At 39.2% G+C, this 24,122-nt stretch carries 20 protein-coding genes, 1 CRISPR repeat array and 1 riboswitch; of the genes, 19 read left to right on the top strand and 1 reads right to left on the bottom strand.

Annotation, left to right across the window (positions count from 1 at the left end; genetic code table 11):
- Window positions 1-17: 17 nt before the first annotated feature.
- Window positions 18-125: riboswitch (SAM riboswitch) on the top strand.
- A gap of 117 nt (window positions 126-242) precedes the next feature.
- The 17 genes from KHA95_RS15115 to KHA95_RS15035 all read left to right on the top strand — a co-directional run bounded on the left by KHA95_RS15115 (window position 243) and on the right by KHA95_RS15035 (window position 21,839).
- Window positions 243-2,195, top strand: a complete 1,953-nt coding sequence (locus KHA95_RS15115) for an acetoacetate--CoA ligase (protein ID WP_213138352.1) — start codon at window positions 243-245, stop codon at window positions 2,193-2,195.
- Window positions 2,195-3,358, top strand: a complete 1,164-nt coding sequence (locus KHA95_RS15110; RefSeq protein ID WP_213138351.1) for a thiolase family protein — start codon at window positions 2,195-2,197, stop codon at window positions 3,356-3,358. Before KHA95_RS15115 ends, KHA95_RS15110 begins: the two co-directional genes overlap by 1 nt.
- A complete protein-coding gene (locus KHA95_RS15105; protein ID WP_213138350.1) occupies window positions 3,355-3,777 on the top strand; it encodes a Zn-ribbon domain-containing OB-fold protein in 423 nt (140 codons plus the stop codon). The genes KHA95_RS15110 and KHA95_RS15105 overlap by 4 nt, the downstream gene beginning before the upstream one ends.
- 42 nt (window positions 3,778-3,819) lie before the next feature.
- A complete protein-coding gene (locus tag KHA95_RS15100; protein WP_249316950.1) occupies window positions 3,820-5,133 on the top strand; it encodes an MFS transporter in 1,314 nt (437 codons plus the stop codon).
- A 27-nt stretch (window positions 5,134-5,160) separates the two neighbouring features.
- Window positions 5,161-6,318, top strand: a complete 1,158-nt coding sequence (locus KHA95_RS15095; protein ID WP_213138348.1) for an acetyl-CoA C-acyltransferase — start codon at window positions 5,161-5,163, stop codon at window positions 6,316-6,318.
- 131 nt (window positions 6,319-6,449) lie between these two features.
- Window positions 6,450-6,710 (top strand): DUF3949 domain-containing protein, encoded by a 261-nt coding sequence (locus KHA95_RS15090; RefSeq protein WP_213138347.1) that lies wholly within the window; start codon window positions 6,450-6,452, stop codon window positions 6,708-6,710.
- 32 nt (window positions 6,711-6,742) lie between these two features.
- Complete coding sequence (locus KHA95_RS15085; RefSeq protein ID WP_213138346.1) at window positions 6,743-6,940, top strand: hypothetical protein; 198 nt, start codon at window positions 6,743-6,745, stop codon at window positions 6,938-6,940.
- A 757-nt stretch (window positions 6,941-7,697) separates the two neighbouring features.
- The gene (gene cas3 / locus KHA95_RS15080) at window positions 7,698-10,130 is read left to right on the top strand and encodes a CRISPR-associated helicase Cas3' (protein ID WP_213138345.1); all 2,433 of its coding nucleotides are present in this window, start codon (window positions 7,698-7,700) and stop codon (window positions 10,128-10,130) included.
- Window positions 10,131-10,145: 15 nt separating this feature from the next.
- Window positions 10,146-10,874 carry a type I-C CRISPR-associated protein Cas5c gene (cas5c, locus tag KHA95_RS15075; RefSeq protein WP_213138344.1) on the top strand — a complete coding sequence of 243 codons (729 nt, stop codon included), beginning with the start codon at window positions 10,146-10,148 and terminating at the stop codon, window positions 10,872-10,874.
- Window positions 10,871-12,838 (top strand): type I-C CRISPR-associated protein Cas8c/Csd1, encoded by a 1,968-nt coding sequence (cas8c, locus tag KHA95_RS15070; RefSeq protein WP_213138343.1) that lies wholly within the window; start codon window positions 10,871-10,873, stop codon window positions 12,836-12,838. The genes cas5c and cas8c overlap by 4 nt, the downstream gene beginning before the upstream one ends.
- On the top strand, window positions 12,819-13,697 hold the full coding sequence (cas7c, locus tag KHA95_RS15065; RefSeq protein WP_213138342.1) for a type I-C CRISPR-associated protein Cas7/Csd2: 879 nt from the start codon (window positions 12,819-12,821) through the stop codon (window positions 13,695-13,697). The genes cas8c and cas7c overlap by 20 nt, the downstream gene beginning before the upstream one ends.
- Window positions 13,684-14,343, top strand: coding sequence for a CRISPR-associated protein Cas4 (gene cas4, locus KHA95_RS15060; RefSeq protein ID WP_213138341.1), 660 nt, complete (start codon window positions 13,684-13,686; stop codon window positions 14,341-14,343). Before cas7c ends, cas4 begins: the two co-directional genes overlap by 14 nt.
- Window positions 14,340-15,371, top strand: a complete 1,032-nt coding sequence (cas1c, locus tag KHA95_RS15055) for a type I-C CRISPR-associated endonuclease Cas1c (protein ID WP_213138340.1) — start codon at window positions 14,340-14,342, stop codon at window positions 15,369-15,371. Before cas4 ends, cas1c begins: the two co-directional genes overlap by 4 nt.
- A gap of 10 nt (window positions 15,372-15,381) precedes the next feature.
- The gene (gene cas2, locus KHA95_RS15050) at window positions 15,382-15,672 is read left to right on the top strand and encodes a CRISPR-associated endonuclease Cas2 (RefSeq protein WP_213138571.1); all 291 of its coding nucleotides are present in this window, start codon (window positions 15,382-15,384) and stop codon (window positions 15,670-15,672) included.
- 168 nt (window positions 15,673-15,840) lie between these two features.
- Window positions 15,841-19,476: a CRISPR direct-repeat array (repeat unit 32 nt; unit sequence GTCGCACTCTACATGAGTGCGTGGATTGAAAT).
- A 402-nt stretch (window positions 19,477-19,878) separates the two neighbouring features.
- Window positions 19,879-20,106 (top strand): group-specific protein, encoded by a 228-nt coding sequence (locus tag KHA95_RS15045; protein WP_213138339.1) that lies wholly within the window; start codon window positions 19,879-19,881, stop codon window positions 20,104-20,106.
- A 27-nt stretch (window positions 20,107-20,133) separates the two neighbouring features.
- Window positions 20,134-21,018 (top strand): GNAT family N-acetyltransferase, encoded by an 885-nt coding sequence (locus KHA95_RS15040; RefSeq protein ID WP_213138338.1) that lies wholly within the window; start codon window positions 20,134-20,136, stop codon window positions 21,016-21,018.
- Window positions 21,019-21,038: 20 nt separating this feature from the next.
- Window positions 21,039-21,839, top strand: a complete 801-nt coding sequence (locus KHA95_RS15035) for an ABC transporter ATP-binding protein (protein ID WP_213138337.1) — start codon at window positions 21,039-21,041, stop codon at window positions 21,837-21,839.
- An 86-nt stretch (window positions 21,840-21,925) separates the two neighbouring features.
- On the opposite strand, the gene KHA95_RS23185 is transcribed toward KHA95_RS15035, so the two are convergent.
- Window positions 21,926-22,051, bottom strand: coding sequence for a hypothetical protein (locus KHA95_RS23185; RefSeq protein WP_283248175.1), 126 nt, complete (start codon window positions 22,049-22,051; stop codon window positions 21,926-21,928).
- Between the two features lie 384 nt (window positions 22,052-22,435).
- Here KHA95_RS23185 and KHA95_RS15030 point away from each other — a divergent pair, with 384 nt between their 5' ends.
- Window positions 22,436-22,723 (top strand): putative quinol monooxygenase, encoded by a 288-nt coding sequence (locus KHA95_RS15030; RefSeq protein WP_213138336.1) that lies wholly within the window; start codon window positions 22,436-22,438, stop codon window positions 22,721-22,723.
- Between the two features lie 145 nt (window positions 22,724-22,868).
- The gene (locus KHA95_RS15025) at window positions 22,869-23,879 is read left to right on the top strand and encodes a DnaA ATPase domain-containing protein (RefSeq protein ID WP_213138335.1); all 1,011 of its coding nucleotides are present in this window, start codon (window positions 22,869-22,871) and stop codon (window positions 23,877-23,879) included.
- Window positions 23,880-24,122 lie beyond the last annotated feature (243 nt).

The raw sequence follows: 24,122 nt of genomic DNA, 5'->3' as shown, positions 1-24,122 counted from the left end.
CTAACTTAATATATAATTTCTTATCCAGAGTGACTGAGGGACAGGCCCGATGAAGTCCGGCAACCTACAAGTGAAAGCTTGAAAAGGTGCTAATTCCTGCAGGTATTATACCTGAAAGATAAGATGAGGCACCCTCTTCTTATTGAAGAGGGTTTTTTATTTGCCATTTCGGATAGATGGAGTAATAGATGGTCAATGAATCTTATAAAAATGAAGAAAGACGTATATAGGAGGAAATAAAAATGACACAGCATGATTCGACTATTTTATGGGAGCCAAATGAACAGTGGATTTCACAATCCAATTTAAAAAAGTTTTCCGAACAGATTCGTTTTCCGCTTTTCCCTTATGAACGCCTTCATCGGTGGTCAATCGCAAATACGGAAGCGTTCTGGTCAGCAGTTTGGGATTTTGCCGATATTATCGGTGATAAAGGCGAGAGCTTTTTTGTCCCTTCTAATGATGGTTCCATGCTTGGTGCAAAATGGTTTCCCGAAGCAAAATTAAATTTTGCGGAAAACTTATTGCGAGGAGAGGGCAAAGAAACAGCTGTTTTTGCTGCTCGTGAAGATGGAACGGTCACATCGTACACTTTTGCCGAATTACGGGGTAAAGTAGCGAAAGCGCAAGAAGGACTGCGAAATTTAGGGGTAGGCAGCGGTGATCGGGTTGCTGGAGTTGTGACGAACGGAATTGAAGCATTAGTCGCCCTCCTTGCAACGACTTCATTAGGAGCTGTATGGACATCTTGCTCACCTGATTTCGGCTCACAAGGAATTGTTGATCGCATCGGTCAAGTCCGTCCTAAACTATTGATTGCGTCATTGGAATATGACTATAATGGCAAACATTTTGATATCCGTGAAAACATCAGCAAAGTATGCGAGGTCCTTCATGATGTTTCTGCTATTGTCACACTAACTGAAGATAAAGAGATCGTAAAAGACGAATCACAGCAATTGTTAAGCTGGGATGAATTATGTAAAAACAGCGCAACTGTGCCGACATTTACGAGAGTGCCCTTTGACCATCCATTATATATTTTATATACGTCAGGAACGACAGGACTGCCAAAAGCGATTGTCCATTCAGCTGGTGGAACGCTTTTAAAGCATGTAAAGGAACATCAATTGCACTGTGATTTAAAACAAGGTGATGTGTTGTATTGGTATACGAATACGGCTTGGATGATGTATCCATGGTTAGTTACTGGATTAGCAAGTCAGGCTGCAATTCTACTATATGATGGTGCACCGCTTCGCAAAGACAAGATTGGCATTCTATGGGAGATTGCTGAGAAGGTTGGTGTGACCCACTTTGGAACAAGTCCAAAATATTTGGAAACCTTACAAAGATCGGATTATTCAGTAGGCGAAAACCATCAATTGCCTCAGCTTCGCAGTTTGCTAGCTTGTGGTTCACCGCTTTCAGCAGAGCAGTATGATTGGGTCTATGAGGCGATAAAAAAGGATCTTTTACTTGCTTCGATCTCGGGCGGAACAGAAATTATCGGCTGCTTTGTTGTGGGTTCACCAATTCATCCTGTCCGTCGTGGAGAAATTACGTGTAAAGCGCTTGGGATGGCTGTTGATGTGCTTGATGAGCGGGGGGCATCCGTTATTAGGCAGAAGGGAGACTTGGTTTGTACGGTACCATTTCCGAGCATGCCGCTCACATTTTGGGGCGAGAATGGGGATGAACGCTATCATTCATCCTATTTTGAGAAACGACCTGGAATTTGGACACATGGCGATTTTGCCGAGCAAACGGTTGAACAATCGCTCATTATTTATGGACGTGCAGATACGACGTTAAATCCTGGCGGAGTGCGAATTGGTACTGCTGAAATTTATCGGGTGCTTGAGCAAATACCAGAAATCAAGGATTCCATCGTTTTCGGGATACCGAATGAAGGGGATGAGGAAATTGTTCTCTGTGTTGTCGTTCAAGATGGAAAGCTAAGTGAGGAATTGACAAGCTTCATTCGTCGAAATATTCGCAAGAAGGCTTCTCCGCGCCACGTACCGCGCCGCATTTACACTGTTCAGGAAATTCCTTATACAGTGAATGGTAAAAAAGTGGAAGGTGCTGCGCGTTCAACGGTACTCGGGCAACAAGTGAAAAATAAAGGGTCACTAAGCAATCCAAATAGCTTAGTAGATTATGAAACATTATTAGAAAGGAATTTTGTCTAATGAGAAAACGTCGTGTTCCCACAAGCGCGATCATTGGAATCGCCGAACTAACACCGAGACGATATACAGAAGGTGAGACGACTTTAGGGTTAATCGCTGAATCAGTTCGTTTAGCCGTTCAAGATGCAGGACTTGAAAAGGAGGCAATCGATGGGTTGCTCGTCGGTCCGCAGGTTGGTGAAACACCTCAACATGTCCCAGCAACGGTCGCTGAGTATTTAGGAATTGAACCAACGATGGCAAATGTCGTAGACCTTGGAGGAGCAACCGCTGCTGGCATGGTATGGCGAGCAGCGGCTGCGATCGAGGCAGGCATGTGTAATACGGTTGTTTGTGTGCTAGCCAATATAAACGAAAGAAATGGAAATCCACGCTCTCCAAATCGTAATCCAATTCGTGAGTTTGATGTACCTTTTGGAGCTTCTGGAGCGAATACTTCCTATGCATTGTTAAAACAGCGTCATATGGCGGAATACGGTTCGACTCAAGAGGATTTTGCGTTGATCGCTCATTGGGCACGCAAAAATGCACAATTAAACCCGGAAGCGATTTTTTATGGTAAACCGGCTACGGTTGAGGAAGTGTTACAATCGCCATTAATTATTGATCCGATGCATTTATTTGAAATCGTTATGCCTGTTGCTGGCGGGGCGGCTATTGTCGTTACTGCAAAAGAGAATGTAAAAGAAACGCAGCGACCTGTTTACTTACTAGGTGCGGGTGAAAAGATTACCCACCGAGCCGTTAGCCATGCACCAGCACTTGAATCTGCGCCATTAGTTTCTTCGATCTCATCTGCCCTAGGGCAAGCGAATGTAAAGGTAGAGGATATGAATCTATTATCTTTGTACGATTGTTATACGAGTGTTGTCGGTTTGACAATTGAGAATGCAGGATTATGTGCACCTGGACAATTTGGTGCTTGGATGAAGGAACATACCTTTGGGCACGATGGCGATTGGCCGCTGAATACCCATGGAGGACAGCTCGGATTTGGACAAGCAGACTTAGCAGGAGGAATGTCACATATTATTGAAGCGGTTCGTCAGCTAAGACAGGAAGCTTTTTCAAGACAAATACGGAATGCAGAATATGCACTTGTCACTGGAAATGGTGCCACATTAAGCGAGGCTGCAGCTTTAGTATTGGGGGTGGAGTCATGAGTGAAAAGTTTGAAACACTCGTTGTGCCAGGACCAACCATTACCTCAGTTACGAAACCATTTTGGGATGGAATTGAGAAAAAGCAATTTTTATTACAACAATGTGGCGATTGTCAGCAATGGGTTTTTTATCCGCGCACGATTTGTCCGCATTGCTGGAGTAATAATTTAGAATGGAAAGCAGCTTCTGGCAAGGCAAAATTAAAAACATGGGGAATTGTTCACCGACCAGGTCACCCAGCATGGAGTGAAATCGCCCCATACGTATTAGGAGTTGTAGAGTTGGAAGAAGGTCCAACGATGATGACCCATCTTTTGCTTGATCCAGAAGAGGAGTTCAAAATTGGCTTGCCATTAGAAGTAAGCTACACGAAATGTAATGAAAGATGGTTGCCGTTTTTTAAGCGGCTTTCAAATTGAGTAAAGCACTCGATTTACTTATGATAAGAAAGGGATGTAATGATGGCACAACAATTGGTTGTTGATAAGAAAGAGAAAGGATTTTCTCGAGAGCATCGAAAAGTTGCTCTAGCTAGTTTTATTGGTACGACGATTGAATGGTATGATTTTTATTTATATGGAACGGCGGCTGCACTCGTTTTCCCGGCGTTATTTTTTCCTCAGTTCGATCCGCTATACGGGACATTAGCTGCTTTTGGTTCGTATGCGGCTGGTTTTATCGCGCGTCCGCTCGGAAGTATGGTGTTTGGTCACTACGGGGATAGGCTTGGCAGAAAAAAAGTGCTGACGATTTCACTATTACTCATGGGGATTGCGACCTTTTTGATGGGGGTACTTCCAACCTATCAATCTGTTGGACTACTTGCACCACTATTAATTAGTCTCCTGCGTGTTGTCCAAGGATTTGCGATTGGCGGAGAATGGGGATCGGCTGTTGTTATGTCTGTTGAACATGCGCCAAAGGGAAAAAGGGGCCTTTACGGTAGTTTTCCACAAATGGGAGTACCAGCGGGGCTGCTCTTATCCACGGCAGTATTTGCATTGGTATCAAATAATATGACAAATGAAGCTTTCCTTACTTGGGGCTGGAGAATTCCATTTCTATTAAGTATTTTCCTCGTTCTTATTGGCCTTTATATTCGTTTAAAAGTGAGCGAATCACCGGTATTCCAAGAATTGGTTGATAATAAGGAACAAGAAAAGCGACCGGTTGTTACAGTATTACGTGAACAGAAAAAGCCTTTATTTTTAACAATTGGGATGAAACTAGTACAAAATGCCGTGTTTTACATTTATTCTGTATTTATCCTTACGTATCTTGTCACGACACATGGATTTGATCGCTCGGTTGGGTTGAATGCAGTGATGATTTCCTCGGTGGTTGGATTAGCTACGATGCCGCTTTGGTCTCACTTATCTGATCGAATTGGCCGTAAACCAGTCTATTTATTTGGAACGATCGCATCAACATTGTTCGTTTTTCCATTCTTCTGGATGATGAATTCTGGTTCAATATTTATTATTACGATTGGAATCGTAATTGGACTAAATGTTTTGCATGACGCTGTTTACGGACCGCAAGCTGTGTACTACTCTGAACTTTTTTCTACAAAAACGCGGTTAAGTGGAGCATCGATCGGGTATCAAATCGGAGCGATTCTCGCGGGAGGATTTTCGCCAATTATCGCAACAGCGTTGCTAGCAAGATTCGAGGGTCAATATTGGCCGATTGCCCTTTATTTGATAGGGCTCGGGGTGCTTAGTACAGTTGCTACCTTATATGCGCGTGAAACATATAAGGATGCTTTAACATAATCACATATTAGATGAAGGATGATTTAATTGAGAAAAGCTGTGTTATTAGATGGGGTTCGTACACCAATCGGTCGGTTTAAAGGGATTTTCCAATCGAAATCAGCCGTTGAGCTCGGGGAAATCGCCGTTTCTGAATTGATTCGTCGTTATCCCGAAGTTGCCAACGCTGATGGAGCGATCTTAGCCCAGGTTATTCAAGCTGGGCAAGGTCAGAATCCTACGCGGCAAGTGGCTGTTCAAGCAGGAATTGATTTAAGCACACCTGCGATTACATTAAACAATGTTTGCCTTGCAAGCTTAGCGACAGTTGCCGATGCTGCTCGTCGGATCGAACGAAATGAAGGGGACTTATTTGTTGTTGGCGGATTTGAATCTATGACAAATGCGCCACATATTTCTAACTTGCGCGCGGGGGTAAAGCTTGGTTCAGTCGAATTGCAGGACACACTTAATGATGGACTATGGTGTGCACTATCCGATCAGTCGATGGGCGGCATCTCGGAAAAAGCGAACCGTGAATTACAAATTCAACGCCAAGAACAAGACGAGTACGCAGAACAATCACAAGTGAGAGCTGCGAAGGCTCAAGCTGAAGGGATCTTTAAAGAAGAGATTGTCAGCGTCAAAGTCGCTGATCAATTGATTACAGAGGACGAGTGCATACGTCCACAAACAACATTGGAAAAACTGCAAAATCTAAGACCTGCATTTGAGGCGAATGGAACAATCACTGCTGGAAATGCAAGCCAAATGTCCGATGGGGCAAGTGCTGGTATAATCACAAACCTTGAAACATGCGAGAAAATTGGAAAGAAACCACTCGCAACAATCATTGATTGGTCATTTGTAGCAGGTCCTGATCCAACATTGCACTTGCAGCCAGCCAATGCGATTCAATCACTATTAGATCGGACACAACTAAAATTATCAGACATCGATTTATTCGAAATTAACGAAGCCTTCGCTGGAGTAGTTATCGCCAGCCAGCGCAAATTGGGTCTTCCATCTGACATCGTCAACGTAAACGGAGGAGCAATTGCGATCGGTCACCCGTTAGGAGCGAGCGGATTTCGCACATTGCTGACACTCGCGAAAGAACTCAAACGCCGCGGCGGCGGTCGAGGAATTGCGACTTTATGCGGCGGTGGAGGACAAGGAGCAGCAGTGTTGATAGAGGTAGAGTAATACAAGGAGAGGATTTTCCCTAGGAAATCCTCTCCTTTTAAATTACCTTATGTATTATGGATCATATGAAACTTAATGCTCACACTTTCGTAGTAAATATTAAAGAGTACTACAAAAGGAGGAATCTAATAATGGGAATTCTCATTATCATTGGTTCGGTTTTAGTACTTTATTATATTATTCTAATCCCATTTCAATACTCCAACATTGCAGCAATAAAGGAGTCGGAGAAAAAGTCGAATGCAACTTATAATGAAATGTATGAAAAAATGAGTTTTGAAGAGCAACAATTACAATTTAATCTCCAAGGAAATCTTTTAAATTTACCTGCTACCTTGATTGCGCAGCTAATTTATTTTATTAGGCATCGAGGTGAACATAACAGAATTTGATTGGAGTTAAGTTGATTGTAGGTTGAAAACTAATGCCTCATCCCATGCGTATTAATTCAACAGAGATGAGGCATATTTCAACCAGACTTGCCTTTATCATAGTAAGAGGTAGAGTAAACCCAGGTCGGATTTCGCATAGTATTTACACTGCAAAGAACTCAAATGCAACGACTATGGTCGAAGAATTGGTTCATCGTGCGGCAGTGGTGATGGTTGAGGTGGAGAACTGACATAAAAATATGAAAACCAAAGAGTGCTTTGGCATATTGCTCAAAGCACTTTTTGGTCATGGGAGGATTTCTAATAGAGTCCAATCGGTTCTAGTTTTGGGGCTGTTTCCCATTTTTTCAATTGATAGGTTATTACTAATGTTATATAATTAGGAGAAAATTACTATGTCTTTGGGACGGAGGTATGAAAGATATAACTTTAGTAGGGGGGATATAAGGAAATTCAAACCTAGTAAATTTATAAGTAGTGCTTTCCAGTATAAAAAGAGCGTAGTTAACTGACTTTTCAAAAATGAAAAACCCATCAGAAAGATAGGTTTTCATATAATATCATTAGATTTTCAATCCACGCCATAATTTGACGACATATTAATTTTATCTAAAAGACAGTCAATTTTCAATCATGTTTTAAACTTTTCTTCATATTATATCATTAGAGAAGTTTGAATTGCGAAAAAAGGGGGAAAGAAATAAACGAGTGGCTGATATAACAATTTGCTTGAAAACAACCAATTCTAATCCGAAGGAGGTTTAAACTTGATGGTTAAATCTTTATTAGGAAAAAAGGAGAAAATTGAAATTCAGTGGCTTTTGAAGATTAAATGTCTGGGCTTATTTAGTTTTTTTAAACTACGGATATAACTTTTAGGGTGTATTTAGTTTGGTACTAAGCAGAAAAATCAAAAGGACTTTAATAATAGAAGAAAGAAGGCAGATGGATATCAGCATACTCATCTAAAAGTTAGGAGGATTATATATGATTGCACATATAAGAGAGTCCGATTTTAAAATACAAACCGTTCAAGAACATTTGCAAACTGTTTCAATCATGGCAAAAGAATTTGGAAAAAAAGCAGGTTTTCAATCGATGGCTGAGCTGTCGGGTTTTTTACATGACATGGGTAAAAATACGAAAGCTTTTAGTGTATATATTGAAAATGCTGTAAAAGAAACTGGGGAGCCACTTGAGAGGATTGATCATTCAACTGCTGGTGCAAAATATTTATACGAAGCTTATTATGTGGACAAACCAAAGGATCAAACTGAAGCGGTAAGTAACTTAGTAGTAGAAATTGTAGGGATGGTAATTTTATCCCATCACTCAGGCTTGCAAAATTTTATTCAAACAGACGGAAGTCAATCGGATTTCTTTAGAAGGGTGTGTAGGCAAGATCTTCCCTATTATGAGGAAGTATACAGAGAGTTTGTAAGTATGGAAGGCAACAAGGAAAAAGTAGAGAAGCTTTATCGAGCTGCTCAAGATGAAGTGAAATCATTCATGTTACGTTTGCAACAACTTTTACATAAATATCAAAATAAAGAGAGAGTATCGCCTTTAGTTTTTTATAGTTTAGTGATGAAATATGTATTCAGTTGTTTGATTGATGCGGACAGAACGGACACCCGCCGCTTTGAAGAAAACGATACATCAGCGTGGCATCAATCATACCAAACATTTTTCGAGAAAAGTTATGAACATTTGATCAATCAATTAAATGAATGGGCAGCTAATCCCTCTGCAACAAATCCAATCAATCAATTACGTGCGGAAATGTCAGAACAGTGCGATTACTTGGCGGAACAGCCGTCTGCAATTTACCAATTATCAATTCCCACAGGTGGTGGAAAAACACTTGCAAGCCTGCGATATGCGCTCAAACATGCAAAATTAAAAGGAAAGGACCGAATCATTTATGTCGTTCCATATACAACAATATTGGAGCAAAACGCAGATGCGGTTCGCAAAATCATCCAGAACGATGAAAAGGTGTTAGAGCATCATGCGAATGTAATTGATAATGCAGAAAATGAAAATGAACCCGATTATTATCGAGAAGCTCGACAAAAAAAGATGCAATTAGCGCGAGATAATTGGGATTATCCAATTATCTTTACAACAATGGTTCAATTTTTAGATACATTTTATGCGAAAGGAACTCGCAAAGCACGAAGATTACATAATCTTACGAATGCGATTATTATTTTTGACGAAGTGCAATCGGTACCAGTTAAACATATTTCATTATTTAATAACGCAGTAAACTTCTTACATCATTTTGGAGGAAGCAGTATCGTCCTATGCACAGCAACACAGCCATCTCTCACCAAAACAAATTATCCGCTTCTAATGGATGAAGGGACAGAAATGGTAAAGAATTTACGAGAAGTTGTAAAGGCGTTCGAACGTGTATCAATCGTTAATAAAATTGAAAAAGAAGGCTGGACATCCGAAAAAATAAGTGAATTTGCAGTGGAAGAATTAAATGAAAAACAATCCCTGCTTATTATATTAAATACGAAAAAAGCGGTCTTAAATGTGTATCAACAATTAAAAGATTTACAAGGATATTGCGTTTATCATTTAAGCACTTCGATGTGTCCTCAGCATCGAAAAGACATTTTAAAAAGGGTGAAAGATAAGCTTAAATCCCCTAATGAAAAGGTAGTTTGTATAAGTACTCAGCTGATAGAGGCTGGCGTAGACATCGATTTTGAATGTGTGATTCGTTCGCTAGCTGGACTAGATTCGATTGCTCAAGCGGCCGGACGTTGTAATCGTCATGGTGAGCGGACAAAAGGAACTGTGTATATTATTCGTGCTAAGGACGAAGAGCTATCCAAATTGCCGGAAATCGCCCTCGGTCAAAAAGTGACAGAAGAAGATGTTCTTACTCGAGGAAAATTAGCTAATGATTTATTAGGTCCGAAAGCGATTCAGACCTATTTCGACTTCTATTTAACAAAGGCAGCCAATGAAATTAATATGACCGATTCTAAACTTAATGTTGAATTAATTGAATTACTTGATCAAAGTCAAAAATATCTTGATGCCATTCCGAATCAAAATCCAAGGACAATGATGCGATCTATGTTTAAAACATTAGAATCGCATTTTGAAGTAATTGAGGCTCCAACAACAGCTATTTTAGTCCCTTATGGTGAAGGAGAAGAGTTAATAAGTAACTTAAATGAAGATATTCATGATTATAAAAAGCTCAACGAATATTTGAAAAAGGCACAGCAATACAGTGTTAACGTATATCGTCATACATTGCAAGAGCTTGCAAACGAAGGGTTATTAGTATCCCTGTACAATGATTCGATCTACGCCCTGAAAGATGGCGGCTATCATAAAGAATATGGATTAGAAACAACAGGAGAAGGTCAATTAAGCCAACTATTATATTAAAGGAGGTGAAAAGCAATGCGTAATCAAATTGAATTTATTGTTTATGGTAAATATGGGCTGTTTACAGATCCCATTACTAAAATTGGTGGAGAAAAGTTTACATATCAAATCCCAACTTACCAGGCATTGAAGGGTATTGTTGAATCCATTTATTGGAAGCCTACCCTCGTATGGTACATCGATGAAGTAAGGGTGATAAATGCCATTCAAACGGAGGTAAAAGGGCTACGCCCGATAAAATATCAAGATTCTTCCAATGAACTTGCTTATTATACTTATTTGCGAAAACCAATGTATCAAGTGCGCGCCCATTTTGAATTTAATGAGCATCGTGAAGATCTCGCGTTCGACCGTGATGAGCATAAACATCATAACATTGCGAAACGTTCAGTAAAACGCGGGGGACGCCGGGATATTTATCTTGGCAGTCGTGAGTGTCAAGGATATGTGGAAGCTTGTGAATTCGGAAGTGGAAAAGGTTTTTATGATGATTATGGTGAAATTAATTTTGGTCACATGTTTCATGGATTTAATTACCCAGATGAGACAGGGAAGGACGACTTAGAAGCAAGGGTTTGGACTCCTACGATGAAAAATGGCGTCATTCAATTTGTACGTCCTGAAGAATGTCCAATCGTACGACCGATAAAAAAACAAGAAGCGAAAGTATTTACTGTTGGTGAAAACGTTAAATCGGTGGACGAAGAATTTGTTGAAATGTTTGCGGAGGAGGTGGAAAAATGAGTTGGATGAAGCGGTTGTATGACGTGTACGAGAATAATAGTCTTCAAGTTGGAGTGTTTAAGCAACGGGGAGAAGGTCAACGCTTTACCTTATTACCGATATCGCATGTCACACAAAGCGCGCAAATCGAAGTCGTTTTAGATCATGAGGGTCATTTCTTTAAAGCAACGGTTGTTCCAAAAGACAGGGCTCGGACAATTGTACCGGCCACATTGGATTCGGCGAATCGTTCCGGTGCTAAAGTCGCTGCACACTATCTTCATGATAAATTATTTTATGCTGCCGGAGATTATTTAAAGTATGGCGGGGAAGAAAAACGTGCCAAAAACTATCCAAATTATATCGAACAGATGAAAGATTGGGCAACTGGGGAAGTTACCCATCCGAAGGTTGAGCTTATTTATAATTATGTAAAAAAGGGTAGATTAATTGAAGATCTTGTAAATGCGGAAGTACTATTCGTTGATGAAAATAACAAACTCATAGAAAAATGGACAACCCAAGATGATAAAAAATATGGTCGTGATAAACCGGATATTTATAAAGTTGTTACTGGGCAAAGTAGTGAAGCGCTTGTCCGATTTACAATTTTAAGTCAGTATCCGGGCGATCCAGTTGTTTGGGAGGATAAGAGCCTTTATCAAACATTTCAAGATTATCTTGCAAGTAAAATGGAAGAAAAATCCGAGAGGGGTATTTGTTACATTACTGGACAAGCAGTTCCCTTAACAGAGCGCCATGGTTCACGTTTGCGGAATGCGGGAGATATGTCAAAGTTGATTTCTTCCAACGATGATACGGGATTTACATACCGCGGTCGTTTTAATACACCGAATCAAGCGGTACAAATTGGCTACGATGTTTCGCAAAAGGCCCATAATGCATTGCGCTGGCTTATTCAACGCCAAGATTTTAGATCTGATTCACGGCATTTTATTACATTTGGAGTAAAAGAACCAGCAGTCGTTCAGCCGTTCAAAGGTACGATGGATATATATCAGGAAGATCCGATGAATTTTATTATCGGTGCCGAAGTAGCTGAGGTTGAAAAAGATTATACAAATCAGGTGATTGCGGAACAAGTCCAACTGGCTTTTAAAGGGTTGAAGCATTATTTTAACTCAGAAGGTGCCAAACATATTATTGTGATGGCGGTCGATGCAGCAACCACGGGTCGATTATCGATTGTTTATTACCAAGAGTTGGATAGTGAGCTATTTTTTGATCAATTATCTCATTGGCATGATACATGTAAATGGCAACAAAACTATTATGATGATGCTAGTAAGAAGATGAGCAGATATATAGGAACACCTTCCACCTATCATATTGTTGAAGCGGTATATGGTGAACGTGCAGATGAAAAAATAAAGAAAGAGCTATATACACGCTTGCTTCCATGTATTGTCGATCGGGCAGCTATCCCAAAAGATATTATAAGAACGATCTATAATCGCGTGAAAAATCCAATGAGTTTTAAAAAGGATTTATCAAATCAATTAGGTGAATGGCAACGTACATTGAATATTGCTTGTGCACTGATTAGAAAACAATTCGAAAAGGAGGAAATAGGCATGGCATTGGATCTAGAAAATCAAAATCGAGATTATTTGTTTGGACGCTTGCTCGGCGTAGCAGAAGTCTTAGAACGTAATGAATTAAAACGCCGACAAGATGACCGAGCGACAAATGCAATGCGATATTTCAATGCATTTTCCCAACACCCGGCACGTACTTGGATGACGATTCGTAAACAGCTTCATCCTTATCAAGTACGGCAAGGGCAAAAAATGAGTTACTATAACAAACTAATTCGGGACATTGAAGACAGCATTATGGAAAAAGATATGAATAATGATGCACTGGGACCAAAATTTTTACTTGGATATAGTAGCCAAGTAAACGCCTTATATGCAAAAAACGAACGGAAAGAGGAGAATTCAAATGACGACAATTCAAAATAAAGTTGATTTTGCTGTTGTATTTACGGTTGATAAGGCAAATCCAAACGGTGACCCATTGAATGGGAATCGTCCGCGGCAAGACTATGATGGGCATGGGGAAGTATCGGATGTGGCGATTAAACGAAAACTTCGTAATAGATTACAAGACGAAGGCGAGTCGATATTGGTTCAATCTGATGAACGCCGAAGCGATGGATACCGAAGCATTTTGGCAAGAGTGGAGGGGAATGAAGAAGTTGCGCCATACTTTACTAAGAAAAATAAAGAGCCAAATAAAGAAGAATTAGTGGAGACGTTCGCGAGCAAAGAATGGTACGATGTCCGTGCATTTGGACAAGTATTTGCATTCAAAGGGACAGATGTTTCAGTAGGGGTTCGCGGACCTGTCTCAATTCATACTGCAACAAGTATCCATCCTGTTGATATAACAAGCATGCAAATTACGAAAAGTGTAAACTCTACAACGAATGCCAAGGACCCAAGTCAAAAAACATCTGATACAATGGGCATGAAGCATCGAGTTGATTTTGGCGTATATGTATTTTATGGAAGCATCAACCCACAATTGGCGGAAAGAACAGGGTTTTCAGAAGGCGATGCTGAAAAACTTAAACAAGCGTTGATTACTATGTTTGCGAATGATTCATCATCAGCTCGACCAGATGGAAGCATGGAAGTCAATAAAGTCTTTTGGTGGGAGCATAACTCCAAGCTTGGACAGTATTCTTCAGCAAAAGTACATCGTTCCGTTAAAATTCAATTAAAGGACGATACGATTCTGCCAAAGTCGATAGAAGACTATAACATTACAGTAGATAGGCTCGAGGGCCTAGCTGTGAAAGAATATGAAGGGCTATGATGCTTCAGAGTTTCTTATGCTCTCTGGTATTCAGCATTTCCATTTTTGTGAAAGGCAATGGGCATTAATTCATATTGAACAAGAATGGGAAGAAAATGTTCTAACGGTTGAAGGGAGTCATCTGCATGATAAAGCAGATGATCCCTTTATAAGAGAAAAACGTAAGGATGTATTATATGTACGTGGCTTACCTGTTCATTCTTCAACATTGGGCTTAACGGGAATATGTGATGTCGTTGAATTTCACAAAGATGAAAATGGGATCACATTACAAAATGAAGTGGGAACCTATTCTCCTATTCCGGTTGAATATAAAAGAGGTAAACCAAAAAATGATCAATCAGATATATTACAACTTGTCGCGCAAGCAATCTGTTTAGAAGAGATGTTATGTTGTTCAATTTCACGGGGGGACTTGTTTTATCATGAAATGAGACGTCGAGTTGAGGTCGAGATTACAGAAGAATTAAAAAAACAAGTTAGAAGAACCGCTGAGCGCATGCATCAATATTATGAAAGGCGGTACACGCCCCGTGTAAAAACGGGTAAACATTGTAAGAACTGTTCATTGCGTCATATTTGTTTACCAGAATTGTTAACGAAAGAATCGGTTGCAAGTTATATGAAAAGGATGCTGGCTGAATGAGAAAGTTATTGAATACACTATACATCACAATACCAGACGCATATCTTGCATTGAAAGGTGAAAATATTGCAATTATAAAAGAGGACGAAGCAATTGGACGAGTGCCGCTTCATAATTTGGAGGCCATTTGCACATTTGGACGTCAAGGAGCTAGCCCAGCATTGATGGCGGCCTGTGTAGAAAGAGATATCGCAATTACGTTTTTAACAAGCAGTGGTAAACTCCGTGCACGAATAATTGGTCCGTCTAAAGGGAATGTTGTGTTACGGAAAACGCAATATCGAATATCAGATGATGAAAAAGAAAGTGCAAAAATTGCAAGAAACTTCTTGATTGGTAAACTTTATAATTCCAAATGGATTTTAGAAAGAATGACACGGGAACATGCTTTACGAATTGATGTTGACAAATTTAAAAAGATGTCCGCTTATTTAACAGAGTCCATCCAACAATTAGTGGCAGTTGATGACTTAGAAGTATTGCGTGGAATTGAAGGAAACGCAGCCAGTGCCTACTTTTCCTTAATGGATGAAATGATTTTACAGCAAAAAGGGGATTTCTTCTTTAAAGGGAGAAATCGTAGACCGCCACTTGACAATGTCAATGCACTCCTGTCGTTTGTTTATACATTACTTGCATCGGATGTTGGAGCGGCCTTGGAAACTGTTGGATTAGATGCATATGTTGGTTTTCTGCATCGAGATCGGCCAGGCCGAATGTCGCTTGCTCTCGATATGATGGAAGAGTTAAGAAGTGTGTATGCAGACAGATTTGTCATATCTATGATTAATAAAAAACAAGTGCAATCGTCAGATTTTTATAAAAAAGAAAGTGGAGCAGTTCTCATGACTGATGAAGCAAGAAGAGAAATATTACAACTGTGGCAAAAGAAAAAAGAAGAAAAGATTACACATCCGTATTTAAAGGAGAAGATTCCATGGGGACTTGTTCCACATGCGCAAGCTTTATTACTAGCCCGTTTTCTAAGAGGTGATCTTGAAGCATACCCACCATTTTTATGGAAGTAGGTGATCAATCATTTTAGTCTTGATTACGTACGATGTAAGCACAACATCAATTGGCGGTAAGAGAAGGTTGAGGAAAGTGGCGAAGAAATGCGAAGATTTTGGTATACGTGTACAAAACTCTGTTTTCGAATGTGTTCTTGATGCCACTCAACTTAAAAAGTTAGAAATTGAATTAGAACAATTAATTGATCCAAAAGTTGATAGTTTAAGATTTTATAAACTAGGAAATAACTATAAATTTAAAGTCAAACATTTAGGAGCAAAACAAACAATAGATGTAGAAGAACCATTAATTTTTTAGTGCGGACCCGAAGCTCACATAAAATCCCTAGGAGATCCGCACCACGAAAAGTTGTAAAATAGCCTGTTTTTGGATAATATCAGAATGTGAATGAAGGTAAAAATGTATTAAATGGATCATTATTACTAAAAAATTAGTGAAATAGTCCTTATTTAATACAATTTCGCAGTCGCACTCTACATGAGTGCGTGGATTGAAATAATCTCGAATTGATCAGCAACGACCACTTGTTGCCGTCGCACTCTACATGAGTGCGTGGATTGAAATTTATGGTTGTTATTTAACAGAGATAGCTTAAACGTCGCACTCTACATGAGTGCGTGGATTGAAATCTCAACTGTGAATCCTGGATAAACGATTTACGATGTCGCACTCTACATGAGTGCGTGGATTGAAATAAAAGTCCAATAAAGCTGACCATTCTCATTAATCGGTCGCACTCTACATGAGTGCGTGGATTGAAATTCCTCAATTTGAAACATCCCTTTAAGAATTGATTGGTCGCACTCTACATGAGTGCGTGGATTGAAATTGCGTGGGTATTACTACCCCACGCAATACCTGTCCGTCGCACTCTACATGAGTGCGTGGATTGAAATATGTGGATTCAATCAAAGAAGAAGGTGAACGTAAGTCGCACTCTACATGAGTGCGTGGATTGAAATAAATAAATATTCGAGTTTACCTGGACGAAAAATTGTCGCACTCTACATGAGTGCGTGGATTGAAATTGTTTTAGTCCTTTCAAGACGATTGTTAGTAGGTGTCGCACTCTACATGAGTGCGTGGATTGAAATCTAAAAGCAATTGAAAACAATATTGGCGGTGCGGCTGTCGCACTCTACATGAGTGCGTGGATTGAAATGTAGTAATTAAGGTATCATATTTGTTTTGTTTGAGTCGCACTCTACATGAGTGCGTGGATTGAAATAAAAGTCGTGTATTTTGATAAATGGTTAAAATGATGTCGCACTCTACATGAGTGCGTGGATTGAAATCTTCATGCTACCCCTCCTGCTTATCCATCTTGTCGTCGCACTCTACATGAGTGCGTGGATTGAAATATCGCAAAGCTTCTTTAAGAAATCCCTATCCTCTGTCGCACTCTACATGAGTGCGTGGATTGAAATCATGTTATCCCTCATTGATTTTGGTCAACAGCTCCGTCGCACTCTACATGAGTGCGTGGATTGAAATGGTAAGAGTTTCAGCACGAGCATTGATCATCTTATAGCGTCGCACTCTACATGAGTGCGTGGATTGAAATGTATCAAACGTAAGGAGAAACGAAAAACGAAGTACGTCGCACTCTACATGAGTGCGTGGATTGAAATAAGGCTATTCGACAGATTGGCGCTCCTACCGTGGAGTCGCACTCTACATGAGTGCGTGGATTGAAATTTCGGAGACCTAGTAAGACTTAGAAGCAAACAAGTCGCACTCTACATGAGTGCGTGGATTGAAATTAATGACTTTATTGTTTGTAACAGTTCGAGTAAATGTCGCACTCTACATGAGTGCGTGGATTGAAATCTATGGCTTCGCGCGCAACCTGAATAGGTGGTTTTGTCGCACTCTACATGAGTGCGTGGATTGAAATGCATAACAGTCTTAACACAAAGGCTATTCAAGAACGTCGCACTCTACATGAGTGCGTGGATTGAAATTTTTGTATGTCATCCTTTTGAGATTTCAGAGCTGTTTTGTCGCACTCTACATGAGTGCGTGGATTGAAATTTTCCGTCGCACCAATCAGAAAGAAGGCGGGCGCGTCGCACTCTACATGAGTGCGTGGATTGAAATTAAATATGCAACAGGCGAAAACATTCCGGCATCTGTGTCGCACTCTACATGAGTGCGTGGATTGAAATTATATAGAGTGCTTCGATCCATCCCAATTCCTTCGTCGCACTCTACATGAGTGCGTGGATTGAAATCATTTTGGGTGAGTCCCGTTAATTTTTGCTAACCAGTCGCACTCTACATGAGTGCGTGGATTGAAATCATGTTATCCTTCATTGATCTTGATCAACAGCTCCGTCGCACTCTACATGAGTGCGTGGATTGAAATATTTCAGGTACGCGTAAGGGGAAAGGATGAGGCAGTCGCACTCTACATGAGTGCGTGGATTGAAATTTCTGGATTGGTTACTGGGTCAGGTGGTAATTCGTCGCACTCTACATGAGTGCGTGGATTGAAATTATCAAAACTACTAATAATAAATTAGATGGATTAGGTCGCACTCTACATGAGTGCGTGGATTGAAATAATCCTCTTTGACAGCTATCAATAATTTTTAATAACGTCGCACTCTACATGAGTGCGTGGATTGAAATTTTCTGGCTTGATCTTCTGTTTTAAATTGCATTGAGTCGCACTCTACATGAGTGCGTGGATTGAAATAAGGAAATAGCAATGGAAGATAGCAGCATTTTAGGTCGCACTCTACATGAGTGCGTGGATTGAAATACTTTTCCCTAATATGTTATAATTTTGATCCTTATCGTCGCACTCTACATGAGTGCGTGGATTGAAATCCCCTTTTATAGCCTTTGCTCTTCGCAAAACATCGTCGCACTCTACATGAGTGCGTGGATTGAAATTTCCTTGCTGTACTTGCTTTTGAAGCCCTTTTTAGTCGCACTCTACATGAGTGCGTGGATTGAAATATTTGGACGATCAATACCGGAAACCCTGCATCAGGTCGCACTCTACATGAGTGCGTAGATTGAAATAGTTTCTAGGGCTTTCAACACATCTGGCACTTCGGTCGCACTCTACATGAGTGCGTGGATTGAAATCGGAAAAAATGGTTCGTAAATAATGCCTGTCTTACTGTCGCACTCTACATGAGTGCGTGGATTGAAATTTCGATGTGTCTACTGATTATTTATTGGGTCGCACAGGTCGCACTCTACATGAGTGCGTGGATTGAAATCGAAAATGGCTTACCATGTTTTCTAACATGATTAAGTCGCACTCTACATGAGTGCGTGGATTGAAATACGGTAACTACAAAGTAGCGGAAAAAGCTTGGGATGTCGCACTCTACATGAGTGCGTGGATTGAAATGTTGGGGCTTGATCCCGAGTTGGGCAAAAGATGGTCGCACTCTACATGAGTGCGTGGATTGAAATTTTAATCGCTAGGTGGTCTTATGAAAACATTGGCGTCGCACTCTACATGAGTGCGTGGATTGAAATTTCTCAATGCCTCAATTGTATACATTAAAAGATGGGTCGCACTCTACATGAGTGCGTGGATTGAAATAAATGAATCAACAAGTGCATCGGTCGATTCCATTTGTCGCACTCTACATGAGTGCGTGGATTGAAATGAGTATTCGAGCATCCATAAATAAATAAGGCTCAGTCGCACTCTACATGAGTGCGTGGATTGAAATACCCAGACCCATACAACATCAAACACGTTCAACCGTCGCACTCTACATGAGTGCGTGGATTGAAATGCACAAGGAAAAACATCATAAGTTTAGAGTTGTAGTCGCACTCTACATGAGTGCGTGGATTGAAATATCGACAGAGGGGGTTTACTCATAATGTCCCATGGCGTCGCACTCTACATGAGTGCGTGGATTGAAATTTCTTTCAAATCATGAACAGACGCTTCCAAATGTGTCGCACTCTACATGAGTGCGTGGATTGAAATGTAAAGGCGTTTCAAGAGGACGCAATCGGAGCCATTGTCGCACTCTACATGAGTGCGTGGATTGAAATATCAATAAAAATCCAAAACTCCCCGTCAAACTCGGTCGCACTCTACATGAGTGCGTGGATTGAAATAGTTTTTGGGGTTGCATCCCTTTGTGTGGTTGCATGTCGCACTCCTCATGAGCAAGACTAATATTTTTTGTGTTACAAAGCAACAGTTGAAAATAGGTTACGTCACTCTTTCAATTTTCGTATGGGAAAAATAAACTATTATGATACAATGCAAATATATGATTTAATAATAGTAGTGATTGTGGCTGTGGAAGGAAAGTTCACACTCTTTCATCGGAAGATCCATAATCGATAAATATGGATGTAAATGCAAATCTAGAACATAGCAAATGATTAAGAGGATGAGCATGGTTACATCCATTTCTAACAATAGTGAAAAGCATGCCGAGAAATAAGTGACACTTTACTTTCTCAAGCATGCTTTGTATTTTATATAATGAGTAGGAAAGGAGAAAAAATACGATGAGTTCGTGTAAACTAGATCATTCATTAGCTGATGTCTTGAAGAAGTTGGAAGATCAAAGAGCCTTTCTACCAACTGGGCTGTATGAGGCAATTAGCCAATATTTAGATGCTAAAGTAAACCAAGCCGTTTTAAACGAAATCTTTCATTTACTGAAAAAATATGATTTGGCTACTAATACAATTAAGGAAGAACGCAACGAGAAGCTAAGGCAAATCGTACAATAAATTTGCTGCGTTATTTATGGTGAAGAGATGAGGAATTTAAAAATCATTAGCGATTATCTCCATAATGAAGAATTACGAAAAAGCTTTAACCAATTATCTCAGGATATATTTAAATTAAATATGGAGCCGTGGTATCAAGCTGGTTTTTTCAAAAATCGCTATATTCCGTTTTCTTATTTATATGAAGGAAAAATAATCGCAAATGCATCGATAAGCTTTATCGACGTCATCATCAATCATGAGCTGAAAAAAGCGATTCAGATTGGAACGGTTATGACGGATAAAAAGTTTCGAAAGCAAGGGTTGGCGAAACGCCTAATGAATCAAATTATTGACGAATACGAAGAGAAAGTTGATTTTATCTACTTATTTGCAAACGATTCCGTGTTGAGTTTTTATCCGCGCTTTGGATTTAAAAAGGTTTTGGAACAGCATTATACAATGGATGCGAGTCATATTTTCGGGCAAGAAGCGATGATTCGCAAGTTAGATCCCGAGGATCGTCAAGATCAAACAATCATGATAAGGTTAATGGAAAATCGTAAGCCGATATCGAAAACATTAGGCATCGTCAATGATCAATGGCCACTTTCTGTGTCACTGCTTGATCGATATTGTGATTTTCTAGACCGCTATTATCTTGTGGAAGATGATATGATTGTATTAGCTGATCGGAACGATGGAATATTAGATATTTATGATGTGATTAGCCAAAATGATATCCATTTAGATGATATAATTGAAAAAATGCTCTCTCCTCAAGATCGAAGAGTAGAGTTTCATTTTATTCCTGAATTGAAAAAATATACAGCAAAAAAATCGATTGCCAATTGGGAAGACGATACTTTATTTGTCAGGTCTAAGCATCCTTTTTATGATGAAGTATTATTTCCATTAACATCCCATACATAAGATGAAGTAGGTGAATGAAGTTGGAAAAGGTTGTATCTTTTAAAGACGTATCATGGAAACGAAGTGGCCGGGAAATTTTAAGTGGAATTAATTGGGAGATAAATCCAAATGAACATTGGACGATTCTTGGATTAAATGGTTCTGGTAAAACATCGATATTAAATATTGTTACAGGTTATCATTTTTCAACAACAGGGGATGTCTTTGTGTTGGGAAATGAATACGGAAAAACAAATTTGCCTGAATTACGTAAGGAAATCGGCTATGTTAGTAGTTCCTTAGAACGTTTTTCGCACATACTCGAGCATGAATCAATCGAGGAAATCGTTGTAAGTGGAAAATTTGCAAGCTTTGGTCTGTATGAACAAGTGTCAGAGGCTGATTGGGAGAAAGCGAAAACGATCATTAAAAAGTTACGCTTGGATTATTTGCAAGGGAAGGCATACAATTTGTTGTCACAAGGGGAAAGAAGGAGAGTGCTTATTGCGAGAGCGTTAATGAGTGACCCTAAAATCCTTATTTTAGACGAGCCTTGTTCAGGTTTAGATATTTTCTCGCGTGAGGAATTATTAAATTTAATGAAAGAAATCGCTCAAACGAATTGCCATATCCTTTATGTAACGCACCATATTGAAGAAATTACCGAAGAGATCACACATGTTCTTCTTTTACACGGTGGAAAAATTGTAGCCAAAGGACCGAAAAGAGAAGTATTAACAGATAATCTACTAACAGAGGCATTTCAAATGCCGATCAAGGTTCGGTGGGAAGAAGATCGCCCTTGGATTACGATACAAAAAAATGCTGTAAAAGAGGCTTAATATGTTGAGGCTGTTCGAAAATTAGTTTACGAACAGCCCTTTTAGGTGAATAGAAGAATAATCCTTCTTTTACTTTAGTGGAAAATTTATCCACAAGGACGTTGGATTGATAGAAAATGATATAATACCGATAAGCGAATCTTTTGAAATTGGAGTGAATGAGTTGTCGCTCCTAAATAGATCGTATCTGTACATATGCGAGTATTTTTCATGCAAGCCACTCCTTAGGCAAAACAGTAGGAAGTTTTTCCTGAATTATGAATTATTTTGAAGGGGTATGTATTTGATTCGAATTTTTCCATTGCCTGCGGTCGATTCAAGAAGATCGCAGTTGTAAAGGAAGCCCTAACATTGTTCATTGAATGCTTTCGAAGGATGGAGTTGGAGAATTCACCAAATTCGAACATACAGGTGTGAAAGAATATTTGCTAGAGAGCCAAAAGACAAGATGGTAAGTGGTTTTACTAAGAATTGCTCGTACAGACTTGGAAAAAGAATTATGGAAAATATCTATATTTGACGAGCTAGTCATTAATTTAATAATAGTATTTTCCGAATAGGGCCACAGCTCAATGAAAAAAGAAGGAGCCAATAAAATGATTAAAGTTGTATGTAAAATGAAACTAAAACCGGATGTAACTATTGAAGAATATTTAGCATTAGCTAGAGAAGTTATTTCAGAAACGAGAAAAGAAAAAGGATGTATCATGTACGCCCTTCATCAAGATATTAATGACCCGTCTACTCTAACAATGCTTGAGGAATGGGAGAGTGAAGAGGCTTTAAATGAACATAATAAAACCGAGCATGTTTTGAACATTGTACCTGAACTACGAAAGTTTCGAGAAAGTACGGAAATCAACATTTATAGGGAAATAGAGTAACCTTTTTAAATAATTGTTTATACGGGGTTTTCAGAATGGACAAAATAGCAACTGAATAATCTGTTTCAGTTGCTAAATTTTTTGCAGGAAGACGTATTATTGAGATTAAGGTAGGATTGGTATTTATCGGAAAGGAGTCTTCGAAATGGAACAGGAGAATAAACAATGGTCTACTATATTGGATCTTTTAAAAAATCGTATAAGTAAACCGAGTTTTGAAACTTGGTTCAAACAAACGAAATTGAAGGTGAAAGAAAACGAATGGTTGATTATTGCTCCGAATGAATTTGCAAGGGATTGGATTGAATCAAGCTACTTTAGTGAAATAAAAAATGCCATCTATCAGGTGACTAGTGAATCACCTCATGTGAAAATTATTGTAGAAAAACAGGCAGAGGATCACCGTTATAAAGTTAAAAATATTATGCAATTAATTGAGTCATTAACAGTGAATGAGAGAGAAAAATTACTTGCATTATTAAATAAAACCTATTCCCCACGAATGAATAATTTAAATCCAGAATATACTTTTTCAAATTATATTTCTCATTACGATAATCGCTTGGCATACACTGCAGCTAAATCAATTTCCGAAGCCCAAGGACAAGCTGATAATCCTTTGTATATTTATGGACCTACAACTTCAGGTAAAACCCATTTGCTACATGCCATCGGTAATTCTATTCTTGAACAAAGTCCAACATTGAAAGTGATCATAATAAATGCAGAGCAATACATACATGAATTCATTGAAAGTATTAAAAATAATACAATGGATGATTTTAGATTGAAATATACACAAGCAGATCTTTTACTTTTAGATGATATAGAAATCTTATTAGGAAGGGAACAGACGCAAGAAGAGCTTTTGCATTTATTTAATGTCCTATTTGAGAAGTCCAAGCAAATTGTATTTACAAGCGACCGCCATCCAAGCGAAATGTCGGCGATGAATGAACGTTTACTTGCTCGTTTGGAATGGGGAGCTGTGATCGAGATTGCCCCCCAAAGGCAGAAAGAGAAAGAAATTGCACACAAGAAAAATGATGAAAGACTAAAAAATTTAGAAATCGAGCTAGCTCTTATGAAAGAGCGTTACAGTCAGCTTGAAGTAAAATTATTGTCGATCGTGGAAAAGTTGCTGGAGGATAAGTAATTATTAGCATAAAGTAGTTCCTAGGAAGGATTTGATTAAGAAATGTCACAGCGATTAAATATATTGATCTTAATAGCCATTTTATCGTTATTCTTATTAAGAATGGATTGGATAACTCCTATAATATTTATTTGGATCTTTCTTCCTGCTGGGTTAGTCATGCTATATTTCGGTATGAAAGAGTTTAAAAATGCGTTAAAGGGAAATTGAAAATGGGGCGCAAGCACATCAATTAAGCTTGGC

It is taken from the genome of Bacillus sp. FJAT-50079, assembly GCF_018343515.1.
GTDB lineage: Bacteria > Bacillota > Bacilli > Bacillales > Bacillaceae_C > Lederbergia.
Note: the sequence above shows the minus strand (reverse complement) of the source record. Positions and strands in the feature narration are given on the sequence as shown.